Annotated in this window: 31 protein-coding genes; 19 read left to right on the top strand and 12 right to left on the bottom strand. The window is 61.9% G+C overall.

Going from position 1 to position 23,855, the window contains the following annotated elements:
- Positions 1 to 18: 18 nt before the first annotated feature.
- Complete coding sequence (locus tag AC1DZ8_RS30430) at positions 19 to 1,422, bottom strand: aminopeptidase P family N-terminal domain-containing protein (RefSeq protein WP_477402148.1); 1,404 nt, start codon at positions 1,420 to 1,422, stop codon at positions 19 to 21.
- A gap of 116 nt (positions 1,423 to 1,538) precedes the next feature.
- Between AC1DZ8_RS30430 and ilvA the strand changes: the two genes are divergently transcribed.
- From ilvA to AC1DZ8_RS30450, 4 genes are all read left to right on the top strand, one after another.
- Positions 1,539 to 2,795 (top strand): threonine ammonia-lyase IlvA, encoded by a 1,257-nt coding sequence (gene ilvA, locus AC1DZ8_RS30435; protein ID WP_477306371.1) that lies wholly within the window; start codon positions 1,539 to 1,541, stop codon positions 2,793 to 2,795.
- Positions 2,792 to 3,349, top strand: a complete 558-nt coding sequence (locus tag AC1DZ8_RS30440; protein ID WP_477306369.1) for a DUF1697 domain-containing protein — start codon at positions 2,792 to 2,794, stop codon at positions 3,347 to 3,349. The genes ilvA and AC1DZ8_RS30440 overlap by 4 nt, the downstream gene beginning before the upstream one ends.
- Before the next feature lie 71 nt (positions 3,350 to 3,420).
- Positions 3,421 to 3,858, top strand: coding sequence for a site-2 protease family protein (locus AC1DZ8_RS30445; protein WP_477306367.1), 438 nt, complete (start codon positions 3,421 to 3,423; stop codon positions 3,856 to 3,858).
- Positions 3,858 to 4,526: a hypothetical protein gene (locus tag AC1DZ8_RS30450; protein WP_477306365.1), complete on the top strand. Its 669-nt coding sequence runs from the start codon at positions 3,858 to 3,860 to the stop codon at positions 4,524 to 4,526. Before AC1DZ8_RS30445 ends, AC1DZ8_RS30450 begins: the two co-directional genes overlap by 1 nt.
- Here the strand turns inward: AC1DZ8_RS30450 and AC1DZ8_RS30455 are convergent.
- Positions 4,519 to 4,806, bottom strand: coding sequence for a DUF2218 domain-containing protein (locus AC1DZ8_RS30455; RefSeq protein WP_477306363.1), 288 nt, complete (start codon positions 4,804 to 4,806; stop codon positions 4,519 to 4,521). The two genes, AC1DZ8_RS30450 and AC1DZ8_RS30455, sit on opposite strands and share 8 nt — an antisense overlap.
- A gap of 133 nt (positions 4,807 to 4,939) precedes the next feature.
- Entirely contained in the window at positions 4,940 to 5,380 is a 441-nt protein-coding gene (locus tag AC1DZ8_RS30460) for a VOC family protein (RefSeq protein WP_477306361.1), read from the bottom strand.
- A 358-nt stretch (positions 5,381 to 5,738) separates the two neighbouring features.
- Here AC1DZ8_RS30460 and AC1DZ8_RS30465 point away from each other — a divergent pair, with 358 nt between their 5' ends.
- From AC1DZ8_RS30465 to AC1DZ8_RS30485, 5 genes are all read left to right on the top strand, one after another.
- Positions 5,739 to 6,335: a cold-shock protein gene (locus tag AC1DZ8_RS30465; protein ID WP_477306359.1), complete on the top strand. Its 597-nt coding sequence runs from the start codon at positions 5,739 to 5,741 to the stop codon at positions 6,333 to 6,335.
- 215 nt (positions 6,336 to 6,550) lie between these two features.
- A complete protein-coding gene (locus AC1DZ8_RS30470) occupies positions 6,551 to 7,126 on the top strand; it encodes a DUF192 domain-containing protein (protein ID WP_477306357.1) in 576 nt (191 codons plus the stop codon).
- Positions 7,127 to 7,135: 9 nt separating this feature from the next.
- Positions 7,136 to 7,903: an alpha/beta fold hydrolase gene (locus tag AC1DZ8_RS30475; protein WP_477306355.1), complete on the top strand. Its 768-nt coding sequence runs from the start codon at positions 7,136 to 7,138 to the stop codon at positions 7,901 to 7,903.
- A gap of 66 nt (positions 7,904 to 7,969) precedes the next feature.
- Positions 7,970 to 8,296 (top strand): hypothetical protein, encoded by a 327-nt coding sequence (locus AC1DZ8_RS30480; RefSeq protein ID WP_477402152.1) that lies wholly within the window; start codon positions 7,970 to 7,972, stop codon positions 8,294 to 8,296.
- A 48-nt stretch (positions 8,297 to 8,344) separates the two neighbouring features.
- Complete coding sequence (locus tag AC1DZ8_RS30485; protein ID WP_477306351.1) at positions 8,345 to 8,845, top strand: GNAT family N-acetyltransferase; 501 nt, start codon at positions 8,345 to 8,347, stop codon at positions 8,843 to 8,845.
- A 25-nt stretch (positions 8,846 to 8,870) separates the two neighbouring features.
- Here AC1DZ8_RS30485 and AC1DZ8_RS30490 read toward each other — a convergent pair whose 3' ends face one another.
- Positions 8,871 to 9,482: an HD domain-containing protein gene (locus AC1DZ8_RS30490; protein ID WP_477306349.1), complete on the bottom strand. Its 612-nt coding sequence runs from the start codon at positions 9,480 to 9,482 to the stop codon at positions 8,871 to 8,873.
- 112 nt (positions 9,483 to 9,594) lie between these two features.
- On the opposite strand from AC1DZ8_RS30490, the gene AC1DZ8_RS30495 reads away from it, so the two are divergent.
- The 3 genes from AC1DZ8_RS30495 to AC1DZ8_RS30505 all read left to right on the top strand — a co-directional run bounded on the left by AC1DZ8_RS30495 (position 9,595) and on the right by AC1DZ8_RS30505 (position 11,618).
- Complete coding sequence (locus AC1DZ8_RS30495) at positions 9,595 to 10,221, top strand: VOC family protein (protein ID WP_477306347.1); 627 nt, start codon at positions 9,595 to 9,597, stop codon at positions 10,219 to 10,221.
- Between the two features lie 190 nt (positions 10,222 to 10,411).
- On the top strand, positions 10,412 to 11,260 hold the full coding sequence (gene cysE / locus AC1DZ8_RS30500) for a serine O-acetyltransferase (RefSeq protein WP_112563436.1): 849 nt from the start codon (positions 10,412 to 10,414) through the stop codon (positions 11,258 to 11,260).
- A 154-nt stretch (positions 11,261 to 11,414) separates the two neighbouring features.
- Positions 11,415 to 11,618 (top strand): DUF3126 family protein, encoded by a 204-nt coding sequence (locus tag AC1DZ8_RS30505; RefSeq protein WP_006200852.1) that lies wholly within the window; start codon positions 11,415 to 11,417, stop codon positions 11,616 to 11,618.
- A gap of 259 nt (positions 11,619 to 11,877) precedes the next feature.
- On the opposite strand, the gene AC1DZ8_RS30510 is transcribed toward AC1DZ8_RS30505, so the two are convergent.
- Complete coding sequence (locus tag AC1DZ8_RS30510; protein WP_477306343.1) at positions 11,878 to 12,603, bottom strand: hypothetical protein; 726 nt, start codon at positions 12,601 to 12,603, stop codon at positions 11,878 to 11,880.
- Positions 12,604 to 12,718: 115 nt separating this feature from the next.
- Between AC1DZ8_RS30510 and AC1DZ8_RS30515 the strand changes: the two genes are divergently transcribed.
- Both AC1DZ8_RS30515 and AC1DZ8_RS30520 read left to right on the top strand, forming a co-directional pair.
- Positions 12,719 to 13,087 carry a DUF6949 family protein gene (locus AC1DZ8_RS30515; RefSeq protein WP_477306341.1) on the top strand — a complete coding sequence of 123 codons (369 nt, stop codon included), beginning with the start codon at positions 12,719 to 12,721 and terminating at the stop codon, positions 13,085 to 13,087.
- A gap of 102 nt (positions 13,088 to 13,189) precedes the next feature.
- Entirely contained in the window at positions 13,190 to 13,717 is a 528-nt protein-coding gene (locus AC1DZ8_RS30520) for a gamma carbonic anhydrase family protein (RefSeq protein WP_477306339.1), read from the top strand.
- Positions 13,718 to 13,766: 49 nt separating this feature from the next.
- Here AC1DZ8_RS30520 and AC1DZ8_RS30525 read toward each other — a convergent pair whose 3' ends face one another.
- The gene (locus tag AC1DZ8_RS30525; RefSeq protein WP_477402156.1) at positions 13,767 to 14,327 is read right to left on the bottom strand and encodes an ankyrin repeat domain-containing protein; all 561 of its coding nucleotides are present in this window, start codon (positions 14,325 to 14,327) and stop codon (positions 13,767 to 13,769) included.
- 256 nt (positions 14,328 to 14,583) lie between these two features.
- On the opposite strand from AC1DZ8_RS30525, the gene AC1DZ8_RS30530 reads away from it, so the two are divergent.
- On the top strand, positions 14,584 to 15,243 hold the full coding sequence (locus tag AC1DZ8_RS30530) for a DUF2726 domain-containing protein (protein WP_477306335.1): 660 nt from the start codon (positions 14,584 to 14,586) through the stop codon (positions 15,241 to 15,243).
- Between the two features lie 230 nt (positions 15,244 to 15,473).
- Here AC1DZ8_RS30530 and AC1DZ8_RS30535 read toward each other — a convergent pair whose 3' ends face one another.
- The 5 genes from AC1DZ8_RS30535 to AC1DZ8_RS30555 form a co-directional block, all read right to left on the bottom strand.
- The gene (locus AC1DZ8_RS30535; protein WP_477281372.1) at positions 15,474 to 16,082 is read right to left on the bottom strand and encodes a transglutaminase-like cysteine peptidase; all 609 of its coding nucleotides are present in this window, start codon (positions 16,080 to 16,082) and stop codon (positions 15,474 to 15,476) included.
- Between the two features lie 264 nt (positions 16,083 to 16,346).
- Positions 16,347 to 16,964, bottom strand: a complete 618-nt coding sequence (locus AC1DZ8_RS30540; RefSeq protein WP_477306333.1) for a PilZ domain-containing protein — start codon at positions 16,962 to 16,964, stop codon at positions 16,347 to 16,349.
- A gap of 229 nt (positions 16,965 to 17,193) precedes the next feature.
- Positions 17,194 to 17,832 (bottom strand): PAS domain-containing protein, encoded by a 639-nt coding sequence (locus tag AC1DZ8_RS30545; RefSeq protein ID WP_477306331.1) that lies wholly within the window; start codon positions 17,830 to 17,832, stop codon positions 17,194 to 17,196.
- A gap of 461 nt (positions 17,833 to 18,293) precedes the next feature.
- Complete coding sequence (locus AC1DZ8_RS30550; protein WP_477306329.1) at positions 18,294 to 18,587, bottom strand: MoaD/ThiS family protein; 294 nt, start codon at positions 18,585 to 18,587, stop codon at positions 18,294 to 18,296.
- A 5-nt stretch (positions 18,588 to 18,592) separates the two neighbouring features.
- The gene (locus AC1DZ8_RS30555) at positions 18,593 to 19,675 is read right to left on the bottom strand and encodes a WD40/YVTN/BNR-like repeat-containing protein (RefSeq protein WP_477306327.1); all 1,083 of its coding nucleotides are present in this window, start codon (positions 19,673 to 19,675) and stop codon (positions 18,593 to 18,595) included.
- A gap of 186 nt (positions 19,676 to 19,861) precedes the next feature.
- Between AC1DZ8_RS30555 and AC1DZ8_RS30560 the strand changes: the two genes are divergently transcribed.
- Entirely contained in the window at positions 19,862 to 20,644 is a 783-nt protein-coding gene (locus tag AC1DZ8_RS30560; RefSeq protein WP_477306325.1) for a rhomboid family intramembrane serine protease, read from the top strand.
- Between the two features lie 98 nt (positions 20,645 to 20,742).
- Positions 20,743 to 21,174 (top strand): CBS domain-containing protein, encoded by a 432-nt coding sequence (locus AC1DZ8_RS30565; protein ID WP_477306323.1) that lies wholly within the window; start codon positions 20,743 to 20,745, stop codon positions 21,172 to 21,174.
- Positions 21,175 to 21,321: 147 nt separating this feature from the next.
- On the opposite strand, the gene AC1DZ8_RS30570 is transcribed toward AC1DZ8_RS30565, so the two are convergent.
- Complete coding sequence (locus AC1DZ8_RS30570; RefSeq protein ID WP_477306321.1) at positions 21,322 to 21,579, bottom strand: YjhX family toxin; 258 nt, start codon at positions 21,577 to 21,579, stop codon at positions 21,322 to 21,324.
- 282 nt (positions 21,580 to 21,861) lie between these two features.
- Between AC1DZ8_RS30570 and gatB the strand changes: the two genes are divergently transcribed.
- Positions 21,862 to 23,361, top strand: a complete 1,500-nt coding sequence (gatB, locus tag AC1DZ8_RS30575; protein ID WP_477402160.1) for an Asp-tRNA(Asn)/Glu-tRNA(Gln) amidotransferase subunit GatB — start codon at positions 21,862 to 21,864, stop codon at positions 23,359 to 23,361.
- Positions 23,362 to 23,365: 4 nt separating this feature from the next.
- Entirely contained in the window at positions 23,366 to 23,854 is a 489-nt protein-coding gene (locus tag AC1DZ8_RS30580; RefSeq protein WP_477306317.1) for an N-acetyltransferase family protein, read from the top strand.
- Position 23,855 lies beyond the last annotated feature (1 nt).

The following is a 23,855-nucleotide window of genomic DNA, read 5'->3' on the forward strand; positions in this document are numbered from 1 at the left end:
TGTCCAGCCGAAATGTGGTCAGCGCCGAGTGACGGCCATGGCACTGTTGCGCGAAAGCCAAAATGGCGGCAGGAACGCCGGGATGTTGGAGAAGGGCAGCACTTCGGGCTTCAGCCTGATGCCGAGCACATCGCCCATGAAGGCGCGGCGTGCCTCGATGCGGCGCCAGGCTTCGGGGTAACGAGCGGCGATCTCCTCGCGCAAGGCCTCATCGGCGAGCGCAATGCCGTCCTCGATGTTGGTGGTGAAATAGCCGGTTCCAGTCGCCGGGATGATGTCGACCTGCAGCGCCATGCCCGATTGCAGCTTGATGTCCGAACCGGAAAACACCGGCGAATGCATCCACTCGTCGATATGGACGAGATGGCCGGGATTGAGCGAGACACCGAAGAATGGATCGCCAATTCGGTCATGCACGGCTTTCCACAGGGCGCCGCCGGTAACGCCAATGCCGATGGTCTCGTACCAGTCGACGACGGCGGCGAAATAGGGCGCGACCAGTTTTTCGACATAGTCGCTTATTTCGTTGGGAAGCTCGGCCGCACTTTCGACCAGGAAGCCGGCGCGGGCGTTGAGCGAGCCCTGGATGCCATAGGCCATGGTGATCGGATCGCCGCGCCTGATGATGTCCAGGCGCGGGCTTGGCAGGCCGTAGGGCGCACGCTTGCCGGCCGACAGCATCGGGTGGCAGCACAAGGGCAGGCCGTTCATCCCCATCAACCGGGCCGCCTGCAATTCGGTCATGCCGGGCTCGATACCGCTGAGCACATTACGCAGGCCTTGCGAGGAAAAGGTCGCGGCAAATTCGAAGGCTGCCAGTTGATCGGCCTCGTTGATGGCGCGCAGGCCATCCGTCGGGTTCATCAGAAGGTTGGCGGCGTTGACCACCGCGCCCTTGTCGCCGGCCAGTGTGCGCAGCGTGTCGGCGATGAAGGATGGCAGGTCGAGCGTCGCCTCGCCAAATCCGCCATCGCCGGGGCCGAACGGCTTCCAGCCGATGGCGCCGATCTTCTGGCCGGCCTTCAGGCCGCAGGCGGCAAGCGTGTCGGACAGGGACGCGGACCGGTCGCGTGGCTGCGCCGGCAGTGAGAACGTCTGGTAGAGGACGCGCTCATAAGGCCCATCCCAGATCTCGGCATAGCCCCAGCCCTCATTGCCGACGAGAAGCTTTGGCTGGCTGCCGGGGACGATCACCAGCAGCGTCTCCTCGAAACGCGGATCGTAACCGCTGAGATAAGCGACATTGGCCGCATGCTCGCGGTCGCCATAGACGGCGAAGGCGTCGAGCCCGGCCTCGGCGCCGCGCGCCAGCAGAGCCTCGATGCGCGCTTCGTAGGTTTGCCGCGCAAGCAGCGGCATGGTGGTCGGCTCGCCGAACTCAGGAAGCGCGACGGTCTTCAGGGCGACAGCCGAAACAGGCATGAAGATGGCTCCAATGAATTTCTTTCGGCGCATCAAAGCGGCCGCGCCGCATCGGTGGCCGCAAACGGCGAATTGTGCAATAGGCTTGGCATTCCAACCACGTGATCACGGGCGCCATGAACAGTTTCTCCTCCCGCGTCGCCATTGCTGCCGCAGCGATCCGCGAAATCTTTCCCGAAACGCCGCTGCAGGAAAACGACTATCTGTCGAAGAAGACCGGGGCGCGGGTGCTGTTAAAGCGCGAGGATCTTTCGCCGGTTCGCTCCTACAAGATCCGCGGCGCCTTCAACTTCTTCCGCAAGGCGCTGGCTGCCGGCAACGAGGCCGAACTGTTTGTCTGCGCCTCGGCCGGCAACCATGCGCAAGGCTTTGCCTTCGTCTGCCGCCATTTTGGCAAAAAGGGCGTGGTGTTCATGCCGGTGACGACACCGCAGCAGAAGATCGACAAGACGCGGCTGTTCGGCGGCGAGTTCGTCGAGATCCGGCTCGTCGGCGACTTCTTCGACGACTGCTATCGCGCCGCCTTCGAATTCACCGAAAGTTCCGGCGCGCATATGGTGCCGCCCTTCGACCACAAGGATATCATCGAAGGGCAGGCCACCGTTGCCTATGAGATCGCCGACCAGATGCCCGGCGCGCGGATGCCCGACATCATCATGCTGCCGGTCGGAGGCGGTGGCCTGGCGGCCGGGGTGACGCACTATTTCGCCGACCAGCAACGCGAAGCCCGCTACGTCTTCTGCGAGCCGGCCGGGGCGCCGAGCCTGCATGAGAGCCTGGCCAGCGGCAAGCGTATCAAGCTCGCCAATGTCGACAATTTCGTCGACGGCGCGGCGGTGGCCGAGATCGGCCGCGAGCCGTTGCGCCACCTCAAGGAGTTCGCCGCTGACGCCGTGCGGCTGATCCCGGAGAACCGGCTTTGCGCCACCATGATCGAAATGCTCAACATCGAGGGCGTGGTGCTGGAGCCGGCCGGCGCGCTGGCGATCGATGCGCTGAAGGATTTTTCGCGCAAGGAGATTCGCGGCAAGACAATCGTGGCGGTGGTGTCGGGCGGCAATTTCGATTTCGAGCGGCTGCCCGACGTGAAGGAGCGGGCGCTGCGCTTCGAGGGCCTGAAGAAATACTTCATCATCCGCTTCCCGCAGCGGCCGGGCGCGCTGCGCGACTTCCTCGAAATGCTCGGCCCCGATGACGACATCGCCCGCTTCGAATATCTGAAGAAATCGGCGCGCAATTTCGGTTCGGTGCTGATCGGCATCGAAACCAAGGACCGGCGCAATTTCGACCTGTTGAAGGCGAATTTCGAGGCCGAGGGCGTGCACTACCAGGACATCACCGACAACGAGACCCTGGCGGGGTTCATCATATGAGCGGTACGGTTTTTGTTGCGCTGTTTTCCGGCATCAATGTCGGCGGCAACCGCATCGTCAAGATGGCGGAGTTGCGGGCGTTTTTCGAGGAAGTCGGCTTCACTGACGTCGCCAGCTATGTGCAGAGCGGCAATGTCGTGTTTCGCGCCAAGAAGGGCGACGCAGCCGCGCTGACGAAGCAGATCGAGGCCGCCTTCGAGAAAAAATGGGGCTTTTATTCGCGCATCATGGTGCGCGATCTCGGCTGGTTCGAACGGCTGGTGAACGAGAACCCCTATCCGGAAGTGGCCGGCGATCCGACCAAGCTGCACGCCTATACGCTGGAGCGCGAGCCGACGGCGGACGAGATCGCCAGGCTTGCCGAAAAGTGCACCGGCCCCGAGAGCTTTGAGGTCAAGGGCGACGTGCTCTACCTCAAGGCGCCCGACGGGCTCGGCAAATCGGTGTTCGCCAACCTTCTTCCGCGCGTGCTCAAAGTGCCGGGCACCGCGCGCAACTGGCGTTCGGTGCTGGCGCTGCTGGAGATGGCCGGCAAGTCCGGCAGCGATGGTTAGGTCGAAAGCAGTCGTGTTTTGAATGGATCGAGTTTGATCCAGCAAAGCGTGCTGATAAAGGATATTTGCCTTTGCCCTTTCTCGTACTTGCCTCCCTGTTTGTCGGCGCCTGGATAAGCGTGGCGCTGCATGAGGCTTCCCATGCCGCCGCCGCGCGTTTGGCGAATTTGCAAATAAAAGAAATTCGTGTCGGCAAAGGGCCAACAGTCTTTCGCACCCGTCTGCTTGAGACGGACATTTATCTTGACCTTATCCCGATGGGTGGTTGGGTCTGGACATTTCCTTCATTGCGCTATTCGAAATCCGCGAGGCTGTTTTTTTACGCCGCAGGGCCGGCGATGGACCTCACCTGGTTCGCCGTTTTGATCACGACATTGGTAACCTTTCGTGATTCAGAACTGACTGGCGTATCCTGCTGCCTGCGATCATTGTGCAGGGTGCGATGCTTTTCGGGAATCTTGTGCCTCGGCATGTCAGACTCCACGGCGAGCGGTTGCCGAATGACATGATGGCATTGTTGAAGACCGCTTTCACAAAAGGCGATCCAAATGCTGCATATCGCGAGAGTTATCTCAACGCGGTGCGGCGATATGCAGACCCTGTGGAGCCGCCTTTTCGGCCGTCAGGTCGGTCTGATCGAATTGCGGCCTATCTGTTCGAACGAGATGCGTCATCCCCACATCTGACGGACGAGAGAATTGCAGCGCTTGAGCGTGAATTGGCTTTCACGACGTCCCGAAGCGAGCAACTTCGCACAATCGATGGGATCGCAACCAACATTCTGGCCCGTAAAAGCCGGAATCTCGATGCTTGCCTTGATCGGCTGACTGCGCGGGCTATCACGCTTTCACCCGAAGTCCCGACGCTGAAGGGAACCCGTGGCGCCGCGCTTGCGAGATTGGGACGCTACGAGGAGGCTTTGACTTTCCTTGACGAAGCCGACCACTCAGACGACTTCAATCGCTGCTTGAATGCAGCCTTCCGGGCATTGGTCCATTTTCACCTGGGCAGAGGCGACTTGGCGACAGCGGAATTTGACACGTGCGCTGCCATCTTGCGATCCCATGACTGGGCAAGCTGGATCGGCAGCGAAATCGTGAACGGCATTGGAGCGGAGATCGGGTATTCGGCGCCGGCGATTGAAAGTCGCTCCGCAACCGCCGAGCCGCTTAACTAGCGGGCTTCCAGTCGAAGATCAGTTCTTCGCGGAAGGCAAAGCGCTTGATGTGGTCGGCAACGACGCTTTCCAGGCGCTCCAGCGATCCGCCTTCATCCGTCGACACGGTGATGTGCAGGGCTGCCGCGTCGGCATCGAGAACCGTGCGGCCGAGCGACAGATCGATGGTGCCATGGTTCGGATCGAACTCGACGGGAAATTTGTGTGCCCAGTGCTTGCACAGCTGCTGCAGATAGCGGCTGGCATAGGCGGTGGTGACATCGACACGGCTGGTCGGCATGAAGGACTTCTCCTGGACGGGGCGCTGGCTTTGACTGGCTGGCGCGTCAGGCAGGTAAATAGGTGAGGTCGCCCGAAACGGCAAAGGCGGCCGGCTTGTCCGCACGGCCGCCTCGCTCAAGATGGCGTGATCGCTACCAGGTGCCGGTGTTGGGCATCGAGGCCCACGGCTCGGCCTTGGGCTTGGCCGGTCCCTTCTGCAGCAGCTCGAACGAGATGCCGTCGGGCGACTTGACGAAGGCCATGTTGCCGTCGCGCGGCGGCCGGTTGATGATGACGCCATTGTCCATGAGATGCTGGCAGGTGGCGTAGATGTCGTCGACCTCATAGGCGAGGTGGCCGAAATTGCGGCCGCCCTTGTAGTCCTCCGGATCCCAATTGTAGGTCAGCTCGATCAGCGGCGCCTTTTCGGCGATGCCGCTGTCCACGTCCTCGGAGGCGGCGAGGAAGATCAGCGTGAAGCGGCCCTGCTCGTTTTCATAGCGGCGCACTTCCTTCAGGCCGAGCTTGTTGACATAGAAATCGAGCGAGACATCGACGTCGGCGACACGGACCATGGTGTGGAGGTAGCGCATGGGATTTCCTCGGGGATGTTTGGGTTGCGAGGCAACATAGGGTCCGCCCCGCCGAAGGGCAACGAGCATCGGACTGAAAATTGGGCGCCGGTTTTGGAAAAGTCGGATTGCTCTGACAAAAGCGCCTGACGATAAGTGGTTGCCGATTCCGGCAAAATCCGGCGCAAATTGCCGACCGGTTGGTGGTGCGATCGACCCGCCGTGCCGCCCGCCGGTAACGCCGGCAAACAACTAATTAGCTATTCTTGTATCGAACCGTGAAAAAAGGCACGTCAGGTCTTGCACACCCCGGAAGCGGCGGTGTTAATCTGATATCAAGAATCACTTGCGGTTTTCTTGAAAAAAAGGGGGCGTTCTTATGGGGGATAGGGCCTCTTTCACGAGGCGGGATGAGAACCTTGAAGACGCCCTGAAGCGCGACAGCGGCGGCGATACCGCCGATCTGGTCGAAATCGCCGGCGCCATCAAATGGTTCGACGTGGCCAAGGGCTACGGCTTCATCCTTCCCGATGACGGTTCTTCGGGCGACATCCTCCTCCATGTCACCTGTCTCCGAAAGGACGGTTTCCAGACTGCATTGGAGGGCGCGCGTGTCGTGTGCCTCGTCAAGCATGGCGACCGCGGCCTGCAGGCGTTCCGGGTGCTGTCCATGGACACCACCACGGCGATCCATCCGGCCGAGATGCAGGAACAGCGCACCCATGTGTCGGTGACGCCGGAAAGCGGTCTCGAACGGGCGCTGGTGAAGTGGTTCAACCGCACCAAGGGCTTCGGCTTCCTGACCAGGGGCGAGGGCACCGAGGATATCTTCGTCCATATGGAGACGCTGCGCCGCTACGGCATCACCGAGCTCAGGCCCGGACAGGTCGTGCTGGTGCGTTTCGGACGCGGTGACAAAGGCCTTATGGCTGCCGAGATCCACCCCGATATGGGCACCTTGCCGGTCGCGCATTAGAGCAATTCCAGGAAAAGTGTGAGCGGTTTTCCGTCCGGAATTGCGTCAAAACAAAAGTTGGAGCGGTTCGCCGTTTCGGTGAAACGCTCCAGGACGCGAGCCATCCCGACGAATTCGGGACGGCTCTCTTTCCTTGTTTTCTTGGTTTCACCACGATCTTATCCGAATACCTGAGACCACTTTTCGGGATCATGGTTTCCGGTCGAGGATTTCAGATGGCGCACAGGAATTGGCTGACTGCGGGCGCGCTCTGCGTCATCGTTGCGGTGGCCGCCGGCGCCTACTTCTATTCGGGGCGGCCGACCGCGTCCCAGCAGACTGCAGCCGGCGACAGCCAGGCGATGATCCTTCCCGTCGATCCGACACCGCTGGTGGTGGCGACGAAAGGCGGAGACAAGTCCTTTGCGATCGAAGTCGCCGACACCGACTCCGAGCGCGAGGCTGGGCTGATGTATCGGCAAGACATGGCCGACGACCATGGCATGCTCTTCGTCTTCGAGATGCAGAAGCAGGTCGGTTTCTGGATGCACAACACGCCGATGCCGCTCGACCTGATCTTTATCGGCCAGGACGGCAAGATCCGGGCTGTCAAGCACGGTGATCCGTTCTCCGATGCAGTCATCTCGCCAGGCGTGCCGGTGCGTTTCGTGCTCGAGCTCAAGGCCGGCACCGCCGCCAAGAACGGCATTGAATATGGCGATTTGTTGCGCCATCCGGCCGTCGGCACGGTGTCCGGGCCCGGCATGCCGCCGGCGGACAAGGGCGATTCGCCAACGCCCGGCGCTGGTTGAGTGGTGTCGATGCAGTTCTTTTCGCATGACGGGTTCGACCTCGCCTTTCTCGACCGCCAGCCGGCGTCGGGCGCCGGCGATCCGGTGCTGATGATCCACGGCTTTGCCTCCAGCCACTACGTCAACTGGGTATCGCCGGGCTGGTTCAAGACGCTGAACGATGCCGGTTACCGCGCCATCGCCTTCGACAATCGCGGCCATGGCTCGTCGTCGAAGAGCTATGACGAGGCCGACTACACGCCGGCCAAAATGGCCTCTGATGCGGCGGCGCTGCTCGACCATCTCGGCATCGGTCGCGCCCATGTCATGGGCTATTCGATGGGGGCGCGAATCTCGGCGTTCCTAGCGCTGTCCGATCCCGACAAGGTGGCGACGCTGGTCTTCGGTGGCCTCGGCATCGGCATGGTCGATGGCGTCGGCGACTGGGATCCGATCGCCGAAGCGCTGCTGGCCGATGATCCGGCCGCCACCAGCCATCCGCGCGGCCGCTCGTTTCGCGCCTTCGCCGATCAGACGCGCAGCGACCGCCGGGCGCTGGCGGCCTGCATAGCCACCTCGCGCGAACTGCTCAGCGAGGATGACATGACGCGCATCGCCCAACCGACGCTGATTGCCGTCGGAACGACAGACGATATAGGCGGTTCGCCCGACGAACTGGCCGCGCTGATGCCGAACGCCAGGGCGTTTCACATCGATGGCCGCGATCACATGCTGGCCGTCGGCGACAAGACCTTCAAGCAGCGCGTGCTGGAATTTTATGCTGAAAATCCGCTCTGAGGCGGACGGCAAGGGGGCACTATGGCGCAATGGGGAAGGGGCGCGGCCGCCGTTACAGGCGAGGTCGTGCCGACAAAGCTTGGCAAACGTTCCGTTATACTGGCGCTGGCCGCCTTCGCCGCCGGAGCGGTTGCGATCGCCATCATGGTGGCGATGCCGAGCGACGCATCGCAGCTTGCGCAAGACGTTGCGACGGGCTTCTTCATGCTGGTGTTTCTGCTCGCAGCCCCGGTGGCGCATGTCGCCGGCGTGGTCTTCGGTGTGATGGCGCTGACGCGCTCCAACGACAGTCGCGGGCTTGGGCTGCTGGGCATTGTCCTGAACGGGCTGTCGGTGGCGGGCGGGCTGGCGCTGCTGGCGGCAATGGCATCGACGATCGGCGCTTTTACGTGATTGCGCGCCGGCTGCCGCCTTGCTGCTTGTCGCTGTACTGGTGCCGCTTTGGTTGATCTTCTCGTCACTTACATGGAAATGCGCCAGGCCGATCCGGCGCCCGCCCGCGCCAAGCCGGCAGCCGGCGTCTCGGTTGCGCTGGAGAGGCTGGACAGCGCCAGGTACATCAGCCTCTACCGCGCCGTCGGCGAGCCTGTGCAGTGGGACCAGCGGCTGCGCATGGCCGCTGAAGACCTCGAGCGCCTGCTGGCGCTGCCCTCGACACACATCCATGTGCTGCGCGTCGAGGGCGCGGCCGCCGGCCTGTGCGAGTTCAACGGCGTCGGCGAGCCTGACGTCGAGCTGGTCCATTTCGGACTGGTTCCCGCCTTCCATGGCCGCAGGCTCGGCCCGTTCCTGCTCGACCGGGCGCTTCGGGCCGTCTGGCCGCATGCGCCGCAAAGGGTCTGGCTGCATACCGACACTTATGACCATCCGGCCGTGCAATCGGTCTACAGCCGCGCAGGTTTCAAGCCGTATGAGCAACGCATGGAAACTTTTCCAGACTAGCCGGCTTTCCCTGCAGAGTTTCTGGTCAGCCAGCCGCGAGTGCCTCGATCGAGCGCGCTATGTTCTGCCTCGCCTGCGGTTCAAACCGCTGCCGGAACTCATCGGTGTGGAAGATGTGGTCTCGAGCGAGGAAAGTCTTCAAGACAGCGCCGCGGCCGGCGCGCCACATCGGCTCCTCGACCCAGGCATACTCCCTTCGGACCGCACGCTCATAGGCGTCGAACGCATCCGGCGCGGCGCCCAGGATCGACAGATCCATGTCGAGGAACAGGCTGGCGTCCCGGATTGCCGCCGCATCGTCGAACGACGGCAGCTGGTGCGTTGATGTGGCGAGGATCATTGCGCTGATACGGCTCAACCGTTCCGCATCGGTGCGTCCAGCCAGGTCTTTCTCGGCAAGGGCCGCACTTTGCGCCTCATTGTCCTTGGCCTTGCTGTCATAGACCGCGTCGTGGAACCAGATCGCTGCCTCGACGGCTTCGGGATCATGCAGCGACGCACGATAATCCTTGGCCAGCGCCAGCATCGCCTCGATATGCCTGAGGTTGTGGTAGTGGCGGTCTTCGGCCCGATAGAGTGCCGAGAGCTGCCGCTTCAGCGGTTCGTCAATCAAGTGCTGGTCCTTCAAGTTTGTCATCCGTCCAGTTAACCGATCTCAGCCCCTCGGAGTCAAAATCAATCATTTGGAACCTTGCGCGGGCAGGGGCTCTGGGGAATGTTGCCATTCCATTTCAACTGAGGAGGCTGACATGACGAATACCGTGCCGGGAACGATCGACATGAAGCTGGAGGCCGTCATCATTGCCGTTGCGGATGCTGAGCGCTCCAAACAGTTTTATGGCGGCCTGGGTTGGCGGCTCGACGCCGACTTCGTCGTCGGCGATGCGTTCCGGGTCGTGCAGTTCACGCCACCGGGATCGCCGTGCTCGATCCATTTCGGCAAGGGCCTGACGACAGCCGCGCCAGGTTCGGCAAAGGGACTTTACCTCGTCGTATCCGATATCGTCGCCGCACATGCCGAACTCGTGGCGCGCGGCGTCGAGGCGAGCGAGGTGTTCCACCGTGCTGGGCCCGGGCAGCCGCCGGTCAGCGGCAGGCATCCGGAAGGGCGCAGCTATTCCTCCTATGTCACGTTCAGCGATCCTGACGGCAACAGCTTCATCCTGCAGGAGATAACCCAGCGTTTGCCCGGGCGCGTGGACGCCAGCGACACGATATTCACCTCGGTGGGCGAGGTTGCGGCTGCGCTGCGGCGCGCGGCGGCGGCCCATGGCGAGCACGAGAAGCGGACCGGCGGACAGTATGACGTCAACTGGCCCGACTGGTATGCCGAGTACATGGTGGCGGAACAGGCCGGAACGCCGCTGCCCACCTGAAAGGTGCGTCATCGGTGCCGCGAAGGCCCGTTTTCCGGTTCCCGGGGATCAAGGGTTCGTTTTCCATGGCGGCTTGAATCCGCGTGAACCAAATCCATTTGATCAAGCACTAAGGAAAATTGAGTTCAATCGTGCTATGATCTGGCCTATATGTGCGGCCGGACAACAAGCCGGCAGGCCGGAGACGTCGATGAACAGCATTACGATTGCCCGCCCAACAATGGTGCAGCCGGTCGATCCGATCTGGCGCTCGATCCGTGACGAAGCGATGGAAGCGGTCAACCGTGATCCGCTGCTCGCGGCGTTCCTCTATTCGACCATTCTCAACCAGGAGAGCCTGGAAGAGGCGGTTATCCACCGGCTGGCCGAGCGGCTTGCGCACCAGGACATCGGGTCCGACCTCATCCGCCAGACCTTCAAGTCGATGCTGGCCGACGACAAGGAGTGGTCGTCGATCGTGCGTGTCGACATCCAGGCCTATTACGACCGCGACCCGGCCTGCGACCGCTTCATCATGCCGGTGCTCTATTTCAAGGGTTTTCACGCCATCCAGACGCACAGGCTGGCGCATTGGCTGTGGAACCAGGGCCGCAAGGATTTTGCGCTCTATCTGCAGAGCCGCTCGTCTTCGGTGTTCCAGACCGACATCAACCCGGCCGCCCGTATCGGCAAGGGCATCTTCATCGACCACGCCACCGGCCTTGTCGTCGGCGAGACGGCGGTGATCGAGGACGATGTGTCGATCCTGCACGGTGTGACGCTGGGCGGCACCGGCAAGGCCGGTGGAGACCGTCACCCCAAGATCCGTTACGGCGTGCTGATCGGTGCCGGCGCCAAGATCCTCGGCAACATCGAGGTCGGCCATTGCTCGAAGATCGCGGCAGGCTCGGTGGTGCTGTCGCCGGTTCCACACAACAAGACGGTTGCCGGCGTGCCGGCCCGCGTCGTCGGCGAGACCGGCTGCGACCAGCCTTCGCGCCAGATGGACCAGCTTTTGCCGTCGCAGTCGATGGACCAGGTCGTCAGCTTCGACATCTGATTTGCACGATCCGGTGTGCCGGGCTTGGACTCCGGCTGCCGGCGCTGTTGCCCCTTAACTTCGTGTTCTATCCAGCCGGCTTGCCTTTACATCGCCATTGTCGACGTGCCAGAAGCGCGTTCCAACGAGCAAGCCCGACGATCGGAGAAGACTTTTGAAGCCGGACGAAATCAGAAAGCTGGACGCCTATTTCAAGCGCGTCTTCCAGAATCCCAAACTCGAAGTGAAGGCGCGGCCGCGCAAGGAAGATTCGGCCGAGGTGTATGTCGGTGACGAGTTCCTCGGCATCGTCTTCAAGGACGAGGACGACGGCGACTATAATTTCTCGATGGCGATCCTCGACATCGATCTGGCCTGAGCCCAGTCCGGCACAGACTTTGGCGATTGGCGGTAGTCTGTGGCGCCTTCGTCATCCCAGGGCGGAGCAGCCGAGTAGCGGCGTCGCGGAGACCCTGGGATCCATGCCGGGACATCGGCCCAGGAATGCGGCGGTCCAAAACTGCCTCTGCACTCCTCATCAGTAAATTCTGCAAGCGCTGCATTGCTTGAAGGTCGCGGCTGGATCCTCGGGTCTGCGCGGCTTTGCGCCCGCTCCGCCCGTGGATGACGAAGCGGCGTTATCTCGCTGCCTTGAGGACGTCCGTGGCGTTGGCGACGATGGCCGCGTCGAGCGCCTGCCAGTTGCCCAGAAACTCCCGGGGAAAGCGGTAGGTCAGGCTGAGGCTGTCGCCGACCTGGATGTCGCGTTCGCAGGGCGCCAGTGATTCCTCGGCAGTCGGTCCGCTCAGGCAGCGGGCGACGAACGGATCCTTGCCGGGGCGGCCGGCAACCGCAAGCACCTCGTTGAGATAACCTGATTTTTCGCTGAAGCCGTAAATCATCGTGCCGCCGGGGCCGGGCGTTCCGGGCTGGTCGATCAGCGCGCTGTAGATCGGCGCGAAACGGCCGCTCATGTCGCGCGACATCATTTGCGGTTCGAACGACAGGAAGATGATGTTTTTGGCCGTTCCCGTGTGGTTGAAGTCGTCGCGGGCAGCTTCGCTGTAACCCTCCATCTGGGGATAGCGCAAATAGAGGTCGAGCCGCGAAGCGAGGCCGTCGCGGCGCGCCTGCAGGAAGCGGATAGCGTTGGCCGGCACGGCAATGACATTGTTGCCGATCACCACACGGTGGATCGTGGTGTCGTCGGTGTAGCCGGCCATGGCGATCGAGCGGCCGAACCATTTTCCGCCAAGGCTGATCGCCAGCGACAGCAGGGCAAGTGCTGCAAAGGCGTAGAACACCCGCTTCATCAGGACGGAATCGACGACGTTGAATTCTTCGGCGGTCGCTGCCTGCTTCATCCCAATCCCCAAATCACCGCCCCCTGTCCTTGGACGGCACACATGCCGCGGCATGGCTCTTGCACCGCGGCTGTCGGATCCGACTGTGCGATTTCATGGTAAACGGAAGGTAAAGATGAGCCTGCTGCTGCCCGTTCTCTTCGCTTTTGCCGTCGGGCTTACCGCCTGCGGGCTCACCGGATCCGTGATGGAGCTGGCGGCGGGCCGCCGGCTTGCCTTTGCCGAGCCCTATGTGTCGCCGTCGCACATCCTGCGCTCGCTGGCTGCAACCGCTTGCGCCGGGCCGTTCATGCTCGCCAACGATGCGCTGGATGCGCGGCGCGAGGGCCGTATTTCGACGCTGATGCTGATGTCCTGTGGCTGCACCGTGATGGCCTGGGCGCTGGCGCTGGGCATCGTGCTGATCGCCATTGCCTCGTGGGGCATCGATTCACCAGGAGCGGTTCAGCTTCTGGTGGAAGCGCTGGACCGGTATCCGTCTTGAACTGAAAACCGCTGCGCGGCTTTCCCCAGGAGAAACCGTTGCGCGATTTTCCCGGCATTGTTTTAGGGTTCGTTCCAACCTGAGACGAATCGGAGACAAAAAATGCCGACCTACGCGATCGACGGAAAGGCGCCTCATTTCGAGGATGCCGACTCGAACTGGATTGCGCCCGACGCGACGTTGATCGGCGACATCAAGGTCGGCCGCAATGCCGGATTCTGGTTTGGCGTGGTCATCCGCGGTGACAATGAGCCGATCGTCATCGGCGCCGACAGCAATGTCCAGGAACACACGGTGATGCACACCGATCCCGGTTTTCCGCTGACGATCGGGCAAGGCTGCACCATCGGCCATCGCGCTTTGCTGCATGGCTGCACGATCGGCGACAACAGCCTGATCGGCATGGGCGCCATCGTCCTCAATGGCGCCAGGATCGGCAAGAACTCACTGGTCGGCGCCGGCGCACTGGTTACCGAAGGCAAGGAATTCCCCGACAATTGCCTGATCGTCGGCTCGCCCGCGCGGGTAATCCGAACGCTGGACGACGCCGCAATCGCCAGGCTGCGCGTCTCGGCCGCGCACTACGTCGCCAACGGCAAACGCTTCAAGGCCGGGCTGCAAAAGGTTTGAGGCCAGCGTGACCGGTCTCCCGGTCGCGGGCGGGTTCATTGCATCCAACTCACCGTCTGCCGGAGCCGCGCCCGGCCATCGCATCGCGCAACAATGAAGCGCCGTCTTCAAAGCCGGCGCTGTCGGCTTCTTCGAGGGCCGTCGTATAGTGATCGATGCGGGTTTCAAGCGCCGGGTCGGCGCCCGCCGCCAAAAGCAGGCGGATCGCCTCGACACTGCGGATGGCCACCGCATAGTGAAGCGGCGTCCAGTCGTTTACGCCCCGCATGTTGGGGGCGGCGCCACCGTCGATCAGCACGCTGACGATTTCCAGCCTATCGGTCCGTTCGGTAGACAACGCGGCAATGATTGCCGGAAAACCGCCGTGATCCCCGTAGTTCGGATCCGAGCCGGCATCCAGCAAGGCCGAGATGAACCCGACCGGGCTCCAGTAAATCGCATATTCCAGCGGATGGCCGAGGCCGAGCTCGAACGGCATGTGCTCATCGAACCAGCGGGGCGAGCCGCCCAGTGCCACGCCGAGCCCCTCGAAATCACCGGCCTTGAACGCATCGTCGATCGCCTTGAACAGACGATGGCGCTCGCACCGATCTTCCGGGATTTCCAACATCGCCGTGATCCAGACCAACGGCACATAGTGCTTCGATCTGGGGTGCGTGAAAAGGCGTGTCGCGATCTCGGGTGCGTTGGCGGCCCGATGAGATCAGTGACCTTTGAATGCCAAGAATTCATGGCTGTTTGGACGGCGCATTTCTTGGCAAACACTGGTGCTCAAATTGACATCGGGCGCCTCTTGGTCGCTTATTGTTGCGACTGGAGCATGACCGTCAACGCATAGATCTAAGTCGTGGAGGTAGCTTACTTGCATGCCGCCCGAGTTTGTCGAGCTAGCCGCGAAATCTACTCTGTTAGTCGTCATTTTTCTCGCCGGCGCCCTTGCGGGCATGGTCCTTGAGCGTTTGCTATCGAGGAAGCGGCGGCAGGCATGGAGGGAAAGGAACCGCGCGCGCTGGGCGAGAGAGCGCAGTAAGGGCGATATCCTTAGCGGCCTGTGGGCCACCCCAAAGCCTGTTTCCGCGCCACCGAAACCAACTGATCCCGCTGACCAGTTGCGGATTGTTATGAGTGCAAATTTCACTATTCAACCGCTCCTCAACAGGAGCGAAGTGCGCGTCTTCAAAGAACTTGATCGCATGGTGCTCGGCTGCAATCCGGGATGGCAGGTGATGGCCCAAGTCTCACTTGGCGAAATTCTGCGCAGTACCAACGCCGACGCCTACAGCTGTATCAACTCGAAACGGGTGGATCTTCTAATTGTAGACGAGAACTGTCTGCCTCGACATGCCGTCGAATGCCAAGGCCATGCGCATCATCAAGGTGCGGCTGCAGCGCGGGACGCGGTCAAGAAGGAAGCATTGCGGCGAGCAGGCATCAGCTATCACGAGATTGTTGGCGGCCACACGACACCTTCAGAACTCAGGCGGTTGGTTGAGAAGCTCGTGGACAAGCCCTCGGCGGAACAATAGCTGGCCTATGTTTGTGGTGTGATGCCCCGTCTTGGGTGTGATCAAAACTGCTGCCTTTCTGCCCTGTAGTAGAAATGGTGGAGCCGGCCCGGGGACGGGGCCGGCTCCTAAAACCCGGTCGTTGGGGACGGGGAGGGTGGGGACTCGACCGGGCTTTCTCGTTGCGTCCTGAGCGGACGTATCTCTTGTTTGCGCTGCCTTTGGCGGGCGCGATTCCTTGTTTCCGTGTCCTAGCGGACGCTGGCAACCGCGTCGGCGCGGCCGTCGTTGATCGTTACCCAGACGCCGGAATTCGTGTCGGACTGGCGCTTCAGGTAGGTGTAGTCGGTGTCGGTCCAGGACAGCACCTTGGATTCCAGGTTGTCGAGGATGAATTCGCCAAGGCTGGTGCGCACGGTCAGCACCGCATGGCCGTCGCCATTCGGCTGGCGCGCCACGGTCATCAGCAGATTGCCGGCCGGAACGCCGAGCGCCATCAATTCGCGACGCTTCTCCAGCGCATAGTCCTCGCAGTCGCCGAAGCCGCTGTCGGGATAGGACCAGACCTCTTCCTTGCCCCACATTTCCATGTCGGTGCGCGGCACGATCCGGGTGTTGACCGAATTGTTGACGTTGACGATTGCCGCCCACAGCTTGCGGGTCAGTTCGACCGGCGCCTGCTTGGGCGTGCGCTGCGCGCATTCCTGCGGCAGCTTCTGACAGAATTCGTAGTGACCGACCGGCTGTGTGGTGCGGCCGCCAGTGTGCATGTAGGCCGGCCCTGCTGCTTGCGCCGTTCCCCAAGCGGAAAGCTGCATCGCCATTGCCAAGAGCAACAGCTTGCCCCACGTCTTCGCCATTTGGTCAGTCTCCCCGTTTGAGGAGACAATGACACGGGTCGATTTATTTCACGCAAAAACCCGAAGTAGACATTGAGTAAAACCCCAATAGAATAAGCGTAAAATTTGATCTATTTTAATATAAAATCGTTCAGGTCTCGACGCAAAAGCGGGGTGTCGGGGGTGCGGAGGTGCCGCACCGCTACAAGCAGAACATGCGGAATGCCGGTAACAAAAAACCGGCCGCGAAGGGCCGGTTCGTTTTTACCGCGTGTTGCCGATCGTTCAGGCGCGCGGCGCGTTGAACTCGGAATCGAGCGTTTCCGGGCGCTGGATGACAGCGAATTCGATGGCAACGCCGTCCTCGAAATGACGCACCACCTGGCCGCGCATGGTGCCGAGCATCACCTGGATGCCGAGGGCCGGCTTGACGTCGATCTCGACGGCCGCGCCCGACAAGGACAGGTCGATGATGCGGCACTGGTACTGGCGCCCGTCGGTGAGCTGCAGCACGCTGGTCGGGTTGCGCGGCGCCACGCGTTCGTGACGACGGTCTTCCGGCAAATCGAGCTCGTGCTTGTTGGCGAGCCAGGTCAATTGCGCGGCAAGCTTGTCCTTCTTGCGGTCCGAGGCAATGACGGTCATGGCAAAGCCATCTTGCGAGGTGCGCGTCACCACACCCTCGATTCGACCGATATGATCGATATAGGCAATGATTTTTTCGCCCGGCATGCCGATGCGCTCGGTGCGCAGCGCGACGTTACCCGGCGACATATCGATCACCTGGCACGGGTGTTCGGTGCGGTCCTCCAGCATGAACCGTCCGTAGATCTTGACCCGGACGCGCTGAAAATTACGCCTTTCGGCGCGGGACGGCGCATATTCGACCGCCGCTGACCTCATGACTGCCTACACCCCGTTGGCATTCCCGCGTCGTGCGTGGAACTTCACGCCAAAACGTTACAGCAAATCAGGTTAACAAAGGGGAAAAGCGGGCCGCCAATACTTAAGATCGCCCCTGGATTTGAGCCTAAAGTTTGAACGGACTCAGGCCATTCAGGCCATGCGCTTCAGGCTTCCATTTTCATGCGTGTCGTTTTCTCAAAATCGGACCACTTTTGAGCGACATGCATTATCCCCCACGCCCTCCCTCGAACACGACGAGGTGGCGGATGCGTCGCGACCGACCGAGCGCCGAGATGGTTTCCGGTGCTTCGAGTTCGGTGGGAGCCAATGAGGGAACGGATATCTCCGGCCGGTTTTTCAGAAACATCGGTTCCTTGTCGGGATCGATGACGCGGATGGTGTCGATCAGCGCGTCGGTGATCGGGTCGGCGCCCAGCCAGAACGGCTTTTCGACGGCGCTGATGACGCCGAGGCAGCGTGGGTTCTCGACGCCGCCGTCGAGCGGCAGCGCAAGCAGTTCGAAGCGGTTGGAACGGCCGTTGCGGCTGAACCCCTCATAGGTGATGAGCACCACGGACTTCTGCTCGAAGACGCCGTGAATGAGCCGCGACACCAGCCGCTGGTCCTTCCCGCGCCACAGCGAGGGAAACGAAAAGCCCTTGAGTTCGCGGCCGTAGCCGGCACAAAGCCTGGTGCCGGCAAGGCGGAACACCGCTTCGCCGCGCGTATCCCTTTCCAGGATGAACGTGTCGGCCAAAAGCGTCTTGATATCAGCCGGTTCGACCTCCGAACGCCTTGGGGCAGGACGTCGATCACGCAGCCGGTTCCAATAATGGAACAGCGTGATTGATCCGTTCTGGTTCATGTGACGAAACTCCGCGCATTCTGCCGTCTGATGGTCCCATCGGTGAACAGAAAGGGCGCCCTCCGATGACCTACATGCGTTCCGGAGCAGGATGCGTGCCAGCGTCGTTAACACTTGTTCACGGGTCGGGGACGTTAAGGTTAACAAGTGGTTTACGTTGCGCGCCGACGGCCGTCATGGCACATAAAAAGCACTCCAGAAGCGGTCGTTTTGCAACGATCGGCAGCACTTCAGTCAAGAGTTTTAGGGGAGTAGGGGCCTCGACCAGCCGTTCAAGGGAAACCTTGGACGGCTTCTTTTTGATTCGCGCCCGGTGATTCGCGGTCGAGACGCGTTGCAGCCAGCGAGTAGGCGAGCGATACGCGCCGCCACCAGTTGGATCCCTCCAACTGATCCCTCGCTTACGGCCAGGGGGCGGCCAGGGATATCGTAGGGAGGCTGGGCTACCTGTCTTCCCTGGCCTAACCGCCGCTGATTGCCGTCAGGATAAAAACCTCGGTGCCGGGCGCGAGCCTGGTTTCCAGGGTTGCCTTCTCGCCATCGACGAAGACGTTCATATGGCGGCGGATGGCAGGGCGGGAATCGCACATCCGGTCGCGCATGCCGGGCCAGAGCGCGTCCAACCCGTCGATCATTTCCCTTACAGTCGCGGCCGGCAGTTCGACCCGGCGCGGCGCGCCAGGAAACAGGTCGACGAGCACGCCCGGGAGCCGCGCGACGACATGGTGCACACTGCGGGCGGGGGTTTCCGACATTTGCCCTACTCGCCCACCACCATCGTCTCGACGGACAGAATCGTGGGCAGATGCTGAGCGATCTCCGACCAATTTTCGCCTTCGTCGGCACTGGCAAAGAGCGACCCGCCGCTGGTGCCGAAATAGACTCCGGCCGGCTCGAGGCTGTCGGTCGCCATGGCCTGCCGCAATACACCCGCATAGCAGTTCTCCTGCGGCAGACCCTTGCGCTCGTCGAGCCATGTGGCGCCCGCATCCTGCGTCTTCCAGACCGCCGCCTTCGCGTCCGGCACGTAACGGCCGGCGCTGTCGCCGTTGAGCGGCAGAAGGAAGAGCGTGTCGGCGTCGCGCGGATGCGTGGCCGCGGGAAAACCGAAGGTCGAGGGAAGGCCCTTCTCGATGCTCTGCCAGTTCTTGCCGCCATCGTCGGAGCGGTACATGCCGCAATGGTTCTGCTGGTAGAGCCGGTCGGACTTGCCGGGCGCCATCACCAGACAGTGTACGCATTGGCCGAATTCCGGATAGTTTTGTCCTTCGGGCAGGAAGTCGGCGCGGGTGCCACGGTTGCGCGGCTCCCATGTCTTGCCGCCGTCCCAGGTGTGGAAGACGCCAGCGGACGAGATGCCCACCCAGATCTTCTCCTCGTCTTCGGGATGCGTGACGATGGAATGGAGGATGAGGCCGGCGCCACCCGGGTTCCAGTCCTTGCGGCTTGGGTGATGCTGCAGGCCCTCGATGTGGCTCCAGGTGGCTCCGTCGTCGTCGGAGCGAAACAAGCCGGCCGGCTGCACGCCGGCATAGAGGCTGCCGTTGCGCCTGGCGAGGCTCCACACCGCCTTGATCGGTTCCTCGCCAGCCGCATAGGCCAGGCCCTCGCTGGAATGCGTCCAGGTCTGGCCGAGGTCGTCCGACTTCCAGACCGCCGGACCGAACCATTCGTTGCCGCCGGCGCCGTAGATCGCGCCGGTCTCGGGGTCGCCGACGACATGGTTCATCGGCCAGTGCTCGCAGAACGGACCGCGCAGCTTCCACGACCCGCGCTTGCCATCGCTCTCGGCGATGAAGGCGCCTTTTTTCGTACCGATGAGCACGAGGATTTTTTCTGACATTTTCTCCTCCCGATTGCGTCCCTTTCAACAAGGACGGCGGAGCGCGGGCCCAGCCGACAGAGCCAACGACTTTTTTTGCAGTCTAAACCCGTCGAGGCCAAGGCGAGAAGATCTGCCGCCCAAGGCAGTTTCAACCGAAGCATCCTTGCTCTAAAGCTCGCGGAACGAATCCCTGGACCCAAGTGAATGAGCGAACCGACAAGTCCTGCTGAGACCGAACAGACCGAGGAGGCGCCGCCGCCGCGCCGCGAGCCGGTGTTCAACCTGCCGCCGGTGGTGCTGGCGGTGATCGGTATTTGCGTCGCCGTCTTCCTGCTGCAGCAATATGTCCTGACCGAGGAGCAGCAGATAACATTGCTCACCGACGGCGCCTTCATCCCCGTCCTCTACACCGGCCAATACGGCTTCGACTGGTTCCTCTTCACCCGCCCGTTCACCTATGCCTTCATGCATGGCGGCCTTGCCCACATTGCCATCAACATGGTTGCGCTGGCCGCCTTCGGTTCGCCGCTGGCCAACCGTCTCGGCTGGTTTTGGTTCGCCTTGTTTTTCGCCGCCACTGGATTGGCCGCGGTGGTGCTGTTCTGGGCGGTCCACCCATACGGCGAAGCGCCGCTGGTCGGCGCCTCCGGGGCGATATCGGGCATGATGGGCGCGGCGGCGCGCTTTGGGTTCCGTACCGACCGCGCGTCCGGCAGGGCCGCCTTTGCCGGTCCCGTGCTGCCGATCGCCATCGTTCTGCGCATGCGCGGCGTCGTCAATTTTCTCGGCGCCTGGATGGTCATCAATCTCGTCACCGGCCTTTACGGTCTCGGGCTCGGTGAGGCCGGCCAGATCGCCTGGGAGGCGCATATTGGCGGCCTCGTTGCCGGCTTCTTCGGATTGCGCTGGTTCGACCGGCGCTGGCAGGCGCCTGAATGGGAAATCCCCGAGGAACAGCGCACCCCCGACGAGCGCTCCCCCCACTAGCGCACTTGAAATGCAGCCGATCACGGCGCACGATGTTCACTCTTATGTGAAGCCGGTCAGGGGGGAGCTGGCTAGCCAAGCAGGAGGAGGAGGACGCCATGACGGTTAAGGCAATTCTCGAGAGAAAAGGCCATGACGTGTTCACGCTCGGGCCGAATGAAAAGCTGAGCGAGGCCATTCGAATCCTGGCCGACCACAAGATCGGTGCACTGGTCATCACCAATGGCGATCGCAAGATCGTCGGTATCCTTTCCGAGCGTGACATCGTGCGGGTCGTTGCCAAGGAAGGCGCTGCCGCACTCGATATATCGGTGCGCTCGGCGATGACGCCGAAAGTGAAGATCTGCAACGAGAACCACACGGTCAACGAGGTCATGGAGATCATGACCAAAGGCCGTTTCCGCCATCTGCCGGTGGAAAAGGACGGGATGCTCGACGGCATCGTGTCGATCGGCGACGTCGTCAAGCGCCGCATCGAGGATGTCGAGCGCGAGGCTGAAGAGATCCGGGCCTATATCGCAACGGCCTGACCGAGAGCGGGCCGCCGTTTCGCGGAAACGGCGAACCGCTCTATCTGTTTGTTTTGACGCAATTCCGGACGGAAAACCGCTAACACTTTTCCTAGAATTGCTCTGGCGAAAAAAACGCCGACCGGAATACCGGCCGGCGGAGTTATCTTATCGGTTGTCGAGTTCGGAGCGGACCAGCCGCAGTCCGCGCCTTGTGATGCGGTAGGGGCCGCCATCGCAAGACGAAACCGCCTTCCTCCGCCTCAGTTTCCGAAACAGATCGAGGTCGACGCCTGGGTAGTGCCAGCCGTCTCGCGTCATGCATTTGACGGATGCGATGCGTTTCTTGTCGTTCTTTTCGACTTCGATGCGCCCGCCCTGCGCGAGCAGGTGCAGGATGCGCTGTTCAGTGCGCGAAATATCCATGTGTATCCGTTTCCGGGAAAACACAACAAGCCGCCGCCGCGAGGTTTCGCGGCACGGGGTTCAGGTTTTTCTGCCCTGCCTCATCAAGAGGACAGGGTCTTACCGGGACTGAGCGTAAGTGGACATCCACTCTCCATTGGGATGGGCGTCCTATAGGCGAAAGCGGCTGAAAAGGCCAGACTGCGGCTTTGGCCTTGTCTCTTTTGGCGGTTTGCACTAGCGAAGTTTCACATCCAAATATGCGTTCGCGCATATTCCAAAGTTTCCAATTCGCAGGCCACCATGACCCTCATCGACACCCGCACGCCCGACGCCAAGCGCCTGATCCCCGGCGCCACCGGCGATTGGGAAATCATCATCGGTCTCGAAGTGCACGCGCAGGTCATCTCGGAAGCAAAATTGTTTTCCGGCGCTTCGACCGCTTTCGGCGCGGCCCCCAACGCCAATGTCAGCCTGGTCGATGCGGCCATGCCGGGCATGCTGCCGGTGATCAACGAGGAATGCGTCAAGCAGGCGATCCGCACCGGTCTCGGGCTGAAGGCGCAGATCAACCACAAGTCGGTTTTCGACCGGAAGAACTATTTCTATCCGGATCTGCCGCAGGGCTATCAGATATCCCAGTTCAAGCAGCCGATCGTCGGCGAGGGCACGGTGATCGTTTCTGTCGGCCCCGACCGCCAGGGCGAATTCGAAGACATCGAAGTCGGCATCGAGCGTCTGCACCTCGAACAGGATGCCGGCAAGTCGATGCACGACCAGCATCCAACCATGTCCTATGTCGACCTCAACCGTTCGGGCGTGGCGCTGATGGAGATCGTTTCCAAGCCTGACCTGCGTTCCGGGGACGAGGCCAAGGCCTATGTCACCAAGCTGCGCACCATCATGCGCTATCTCGGCACTTGCGACGGCAACATGGACGAAGGCTCGATGCGCGCCGACGTCAACGTCTCGGTACGCCGGCCCGGTGGCGAGTTCGGAACGCGCTGCGAGATAAAGAACATGAACTCGATTCGCTTCATCGGCCAGGCCATCGACTATGAGGCGCGCCGTCAGATCGCCATCCTTGAGGACGGCGGCAAGATCGACCAGGAAACGCGCCTGTACGATGCGGTCAAGGGCGAGACGCGCTCCATGCGTTCGAAGGAAGAGGCGCATGACTACCGCTATTTCCCCGATCCCGATCTTTTGCCGTTGGAATTCGACCAGGCCTATGTCGATGCGCTGGCCAAGGACCTGCCGGAACTGCCCGACGACAAGAAGGCGCGGCTGGTCTCTTCGCTGGGGCTGTCGACCTATGACGCCTCGATCCTGGTGTCGGAGAAGCCGATCGCCGATTATTTCGAGCAGGTGGCCTCCGGGCGCGACGGCAAGCTTGCCGCCAACTGGGTCATCAACGATCTGCTCGGCCAGCTCAACAAGGCCGGCAAAGACATTGAAAATGCTCCCGTCACACCGGAGCAGCTGGGCGCCGTCATCGACCTGATCAAGGAAGGCACCATCTCGGGCAAGATCGCCAAGGATCTGTTCGAGATCGTCTGGAACGAGGGCGGCGATCCGCGCCAGCTGGTCGAAAGCCGCGGGATGAAGCAGGTCACTGACACCGGCGCCATCGAGAAGGCGGTGGACGAGGTCATCGCAGCCAATCCCGACAAGGTCGAGCAGGCGCGCGCCAAGCCGACCATGGCCGGCTGGTTCGTCGGCCAGGTGATGAAGGCCACCGGCGGCAAGGCCAACCCGCAGGCGGTCAACGACCTGGTCAAGGCCAAGCTCGGTATCGAGTAAAACGATGTTCGTCCGCACCGCTGGGGAACGCGACCTTGCCGCCATCCGCGTGCTGCTGGTCGAAACCTGGCATGCGACCTACGACGCCATCTATGGCGCCGAGCGGGTGAGAGAAATCACCGACGACTGGCACTCGATCGCTTCGCTCAAGGCGCGGCTGACGCGGCCGAATTCCGAGTTCCTGGTCGCCGATGACGGCAAGCGCATTGGCGGCATGGCTTTTGCCGCCGCCACGACGGATGCCAAGATCGTGCTGCTGAACCAGCTCTATGTGCTGCCCGCCTGCCAGCGGCAAGGCATCGGCCAGGCCTTGCTGGACGAGGTCGAGGCCAGCTTTCCCGAGGCAAACACCTTGCGTGTCGAGGTGGAAGAAGCCAACAAACCGGCCATCGCCTTCTACCGTTCGAAGGGATTTTTGCCGGCCGGCAGCACCGCCAATTGCGGCGGCGATTCGGGATTGCCGGCGCTGATCTTCGAGAAGCCGCTGGGATAGG

Source organism: Mesorhizobium sp. P2_F7, assembly GCF_056403695.1.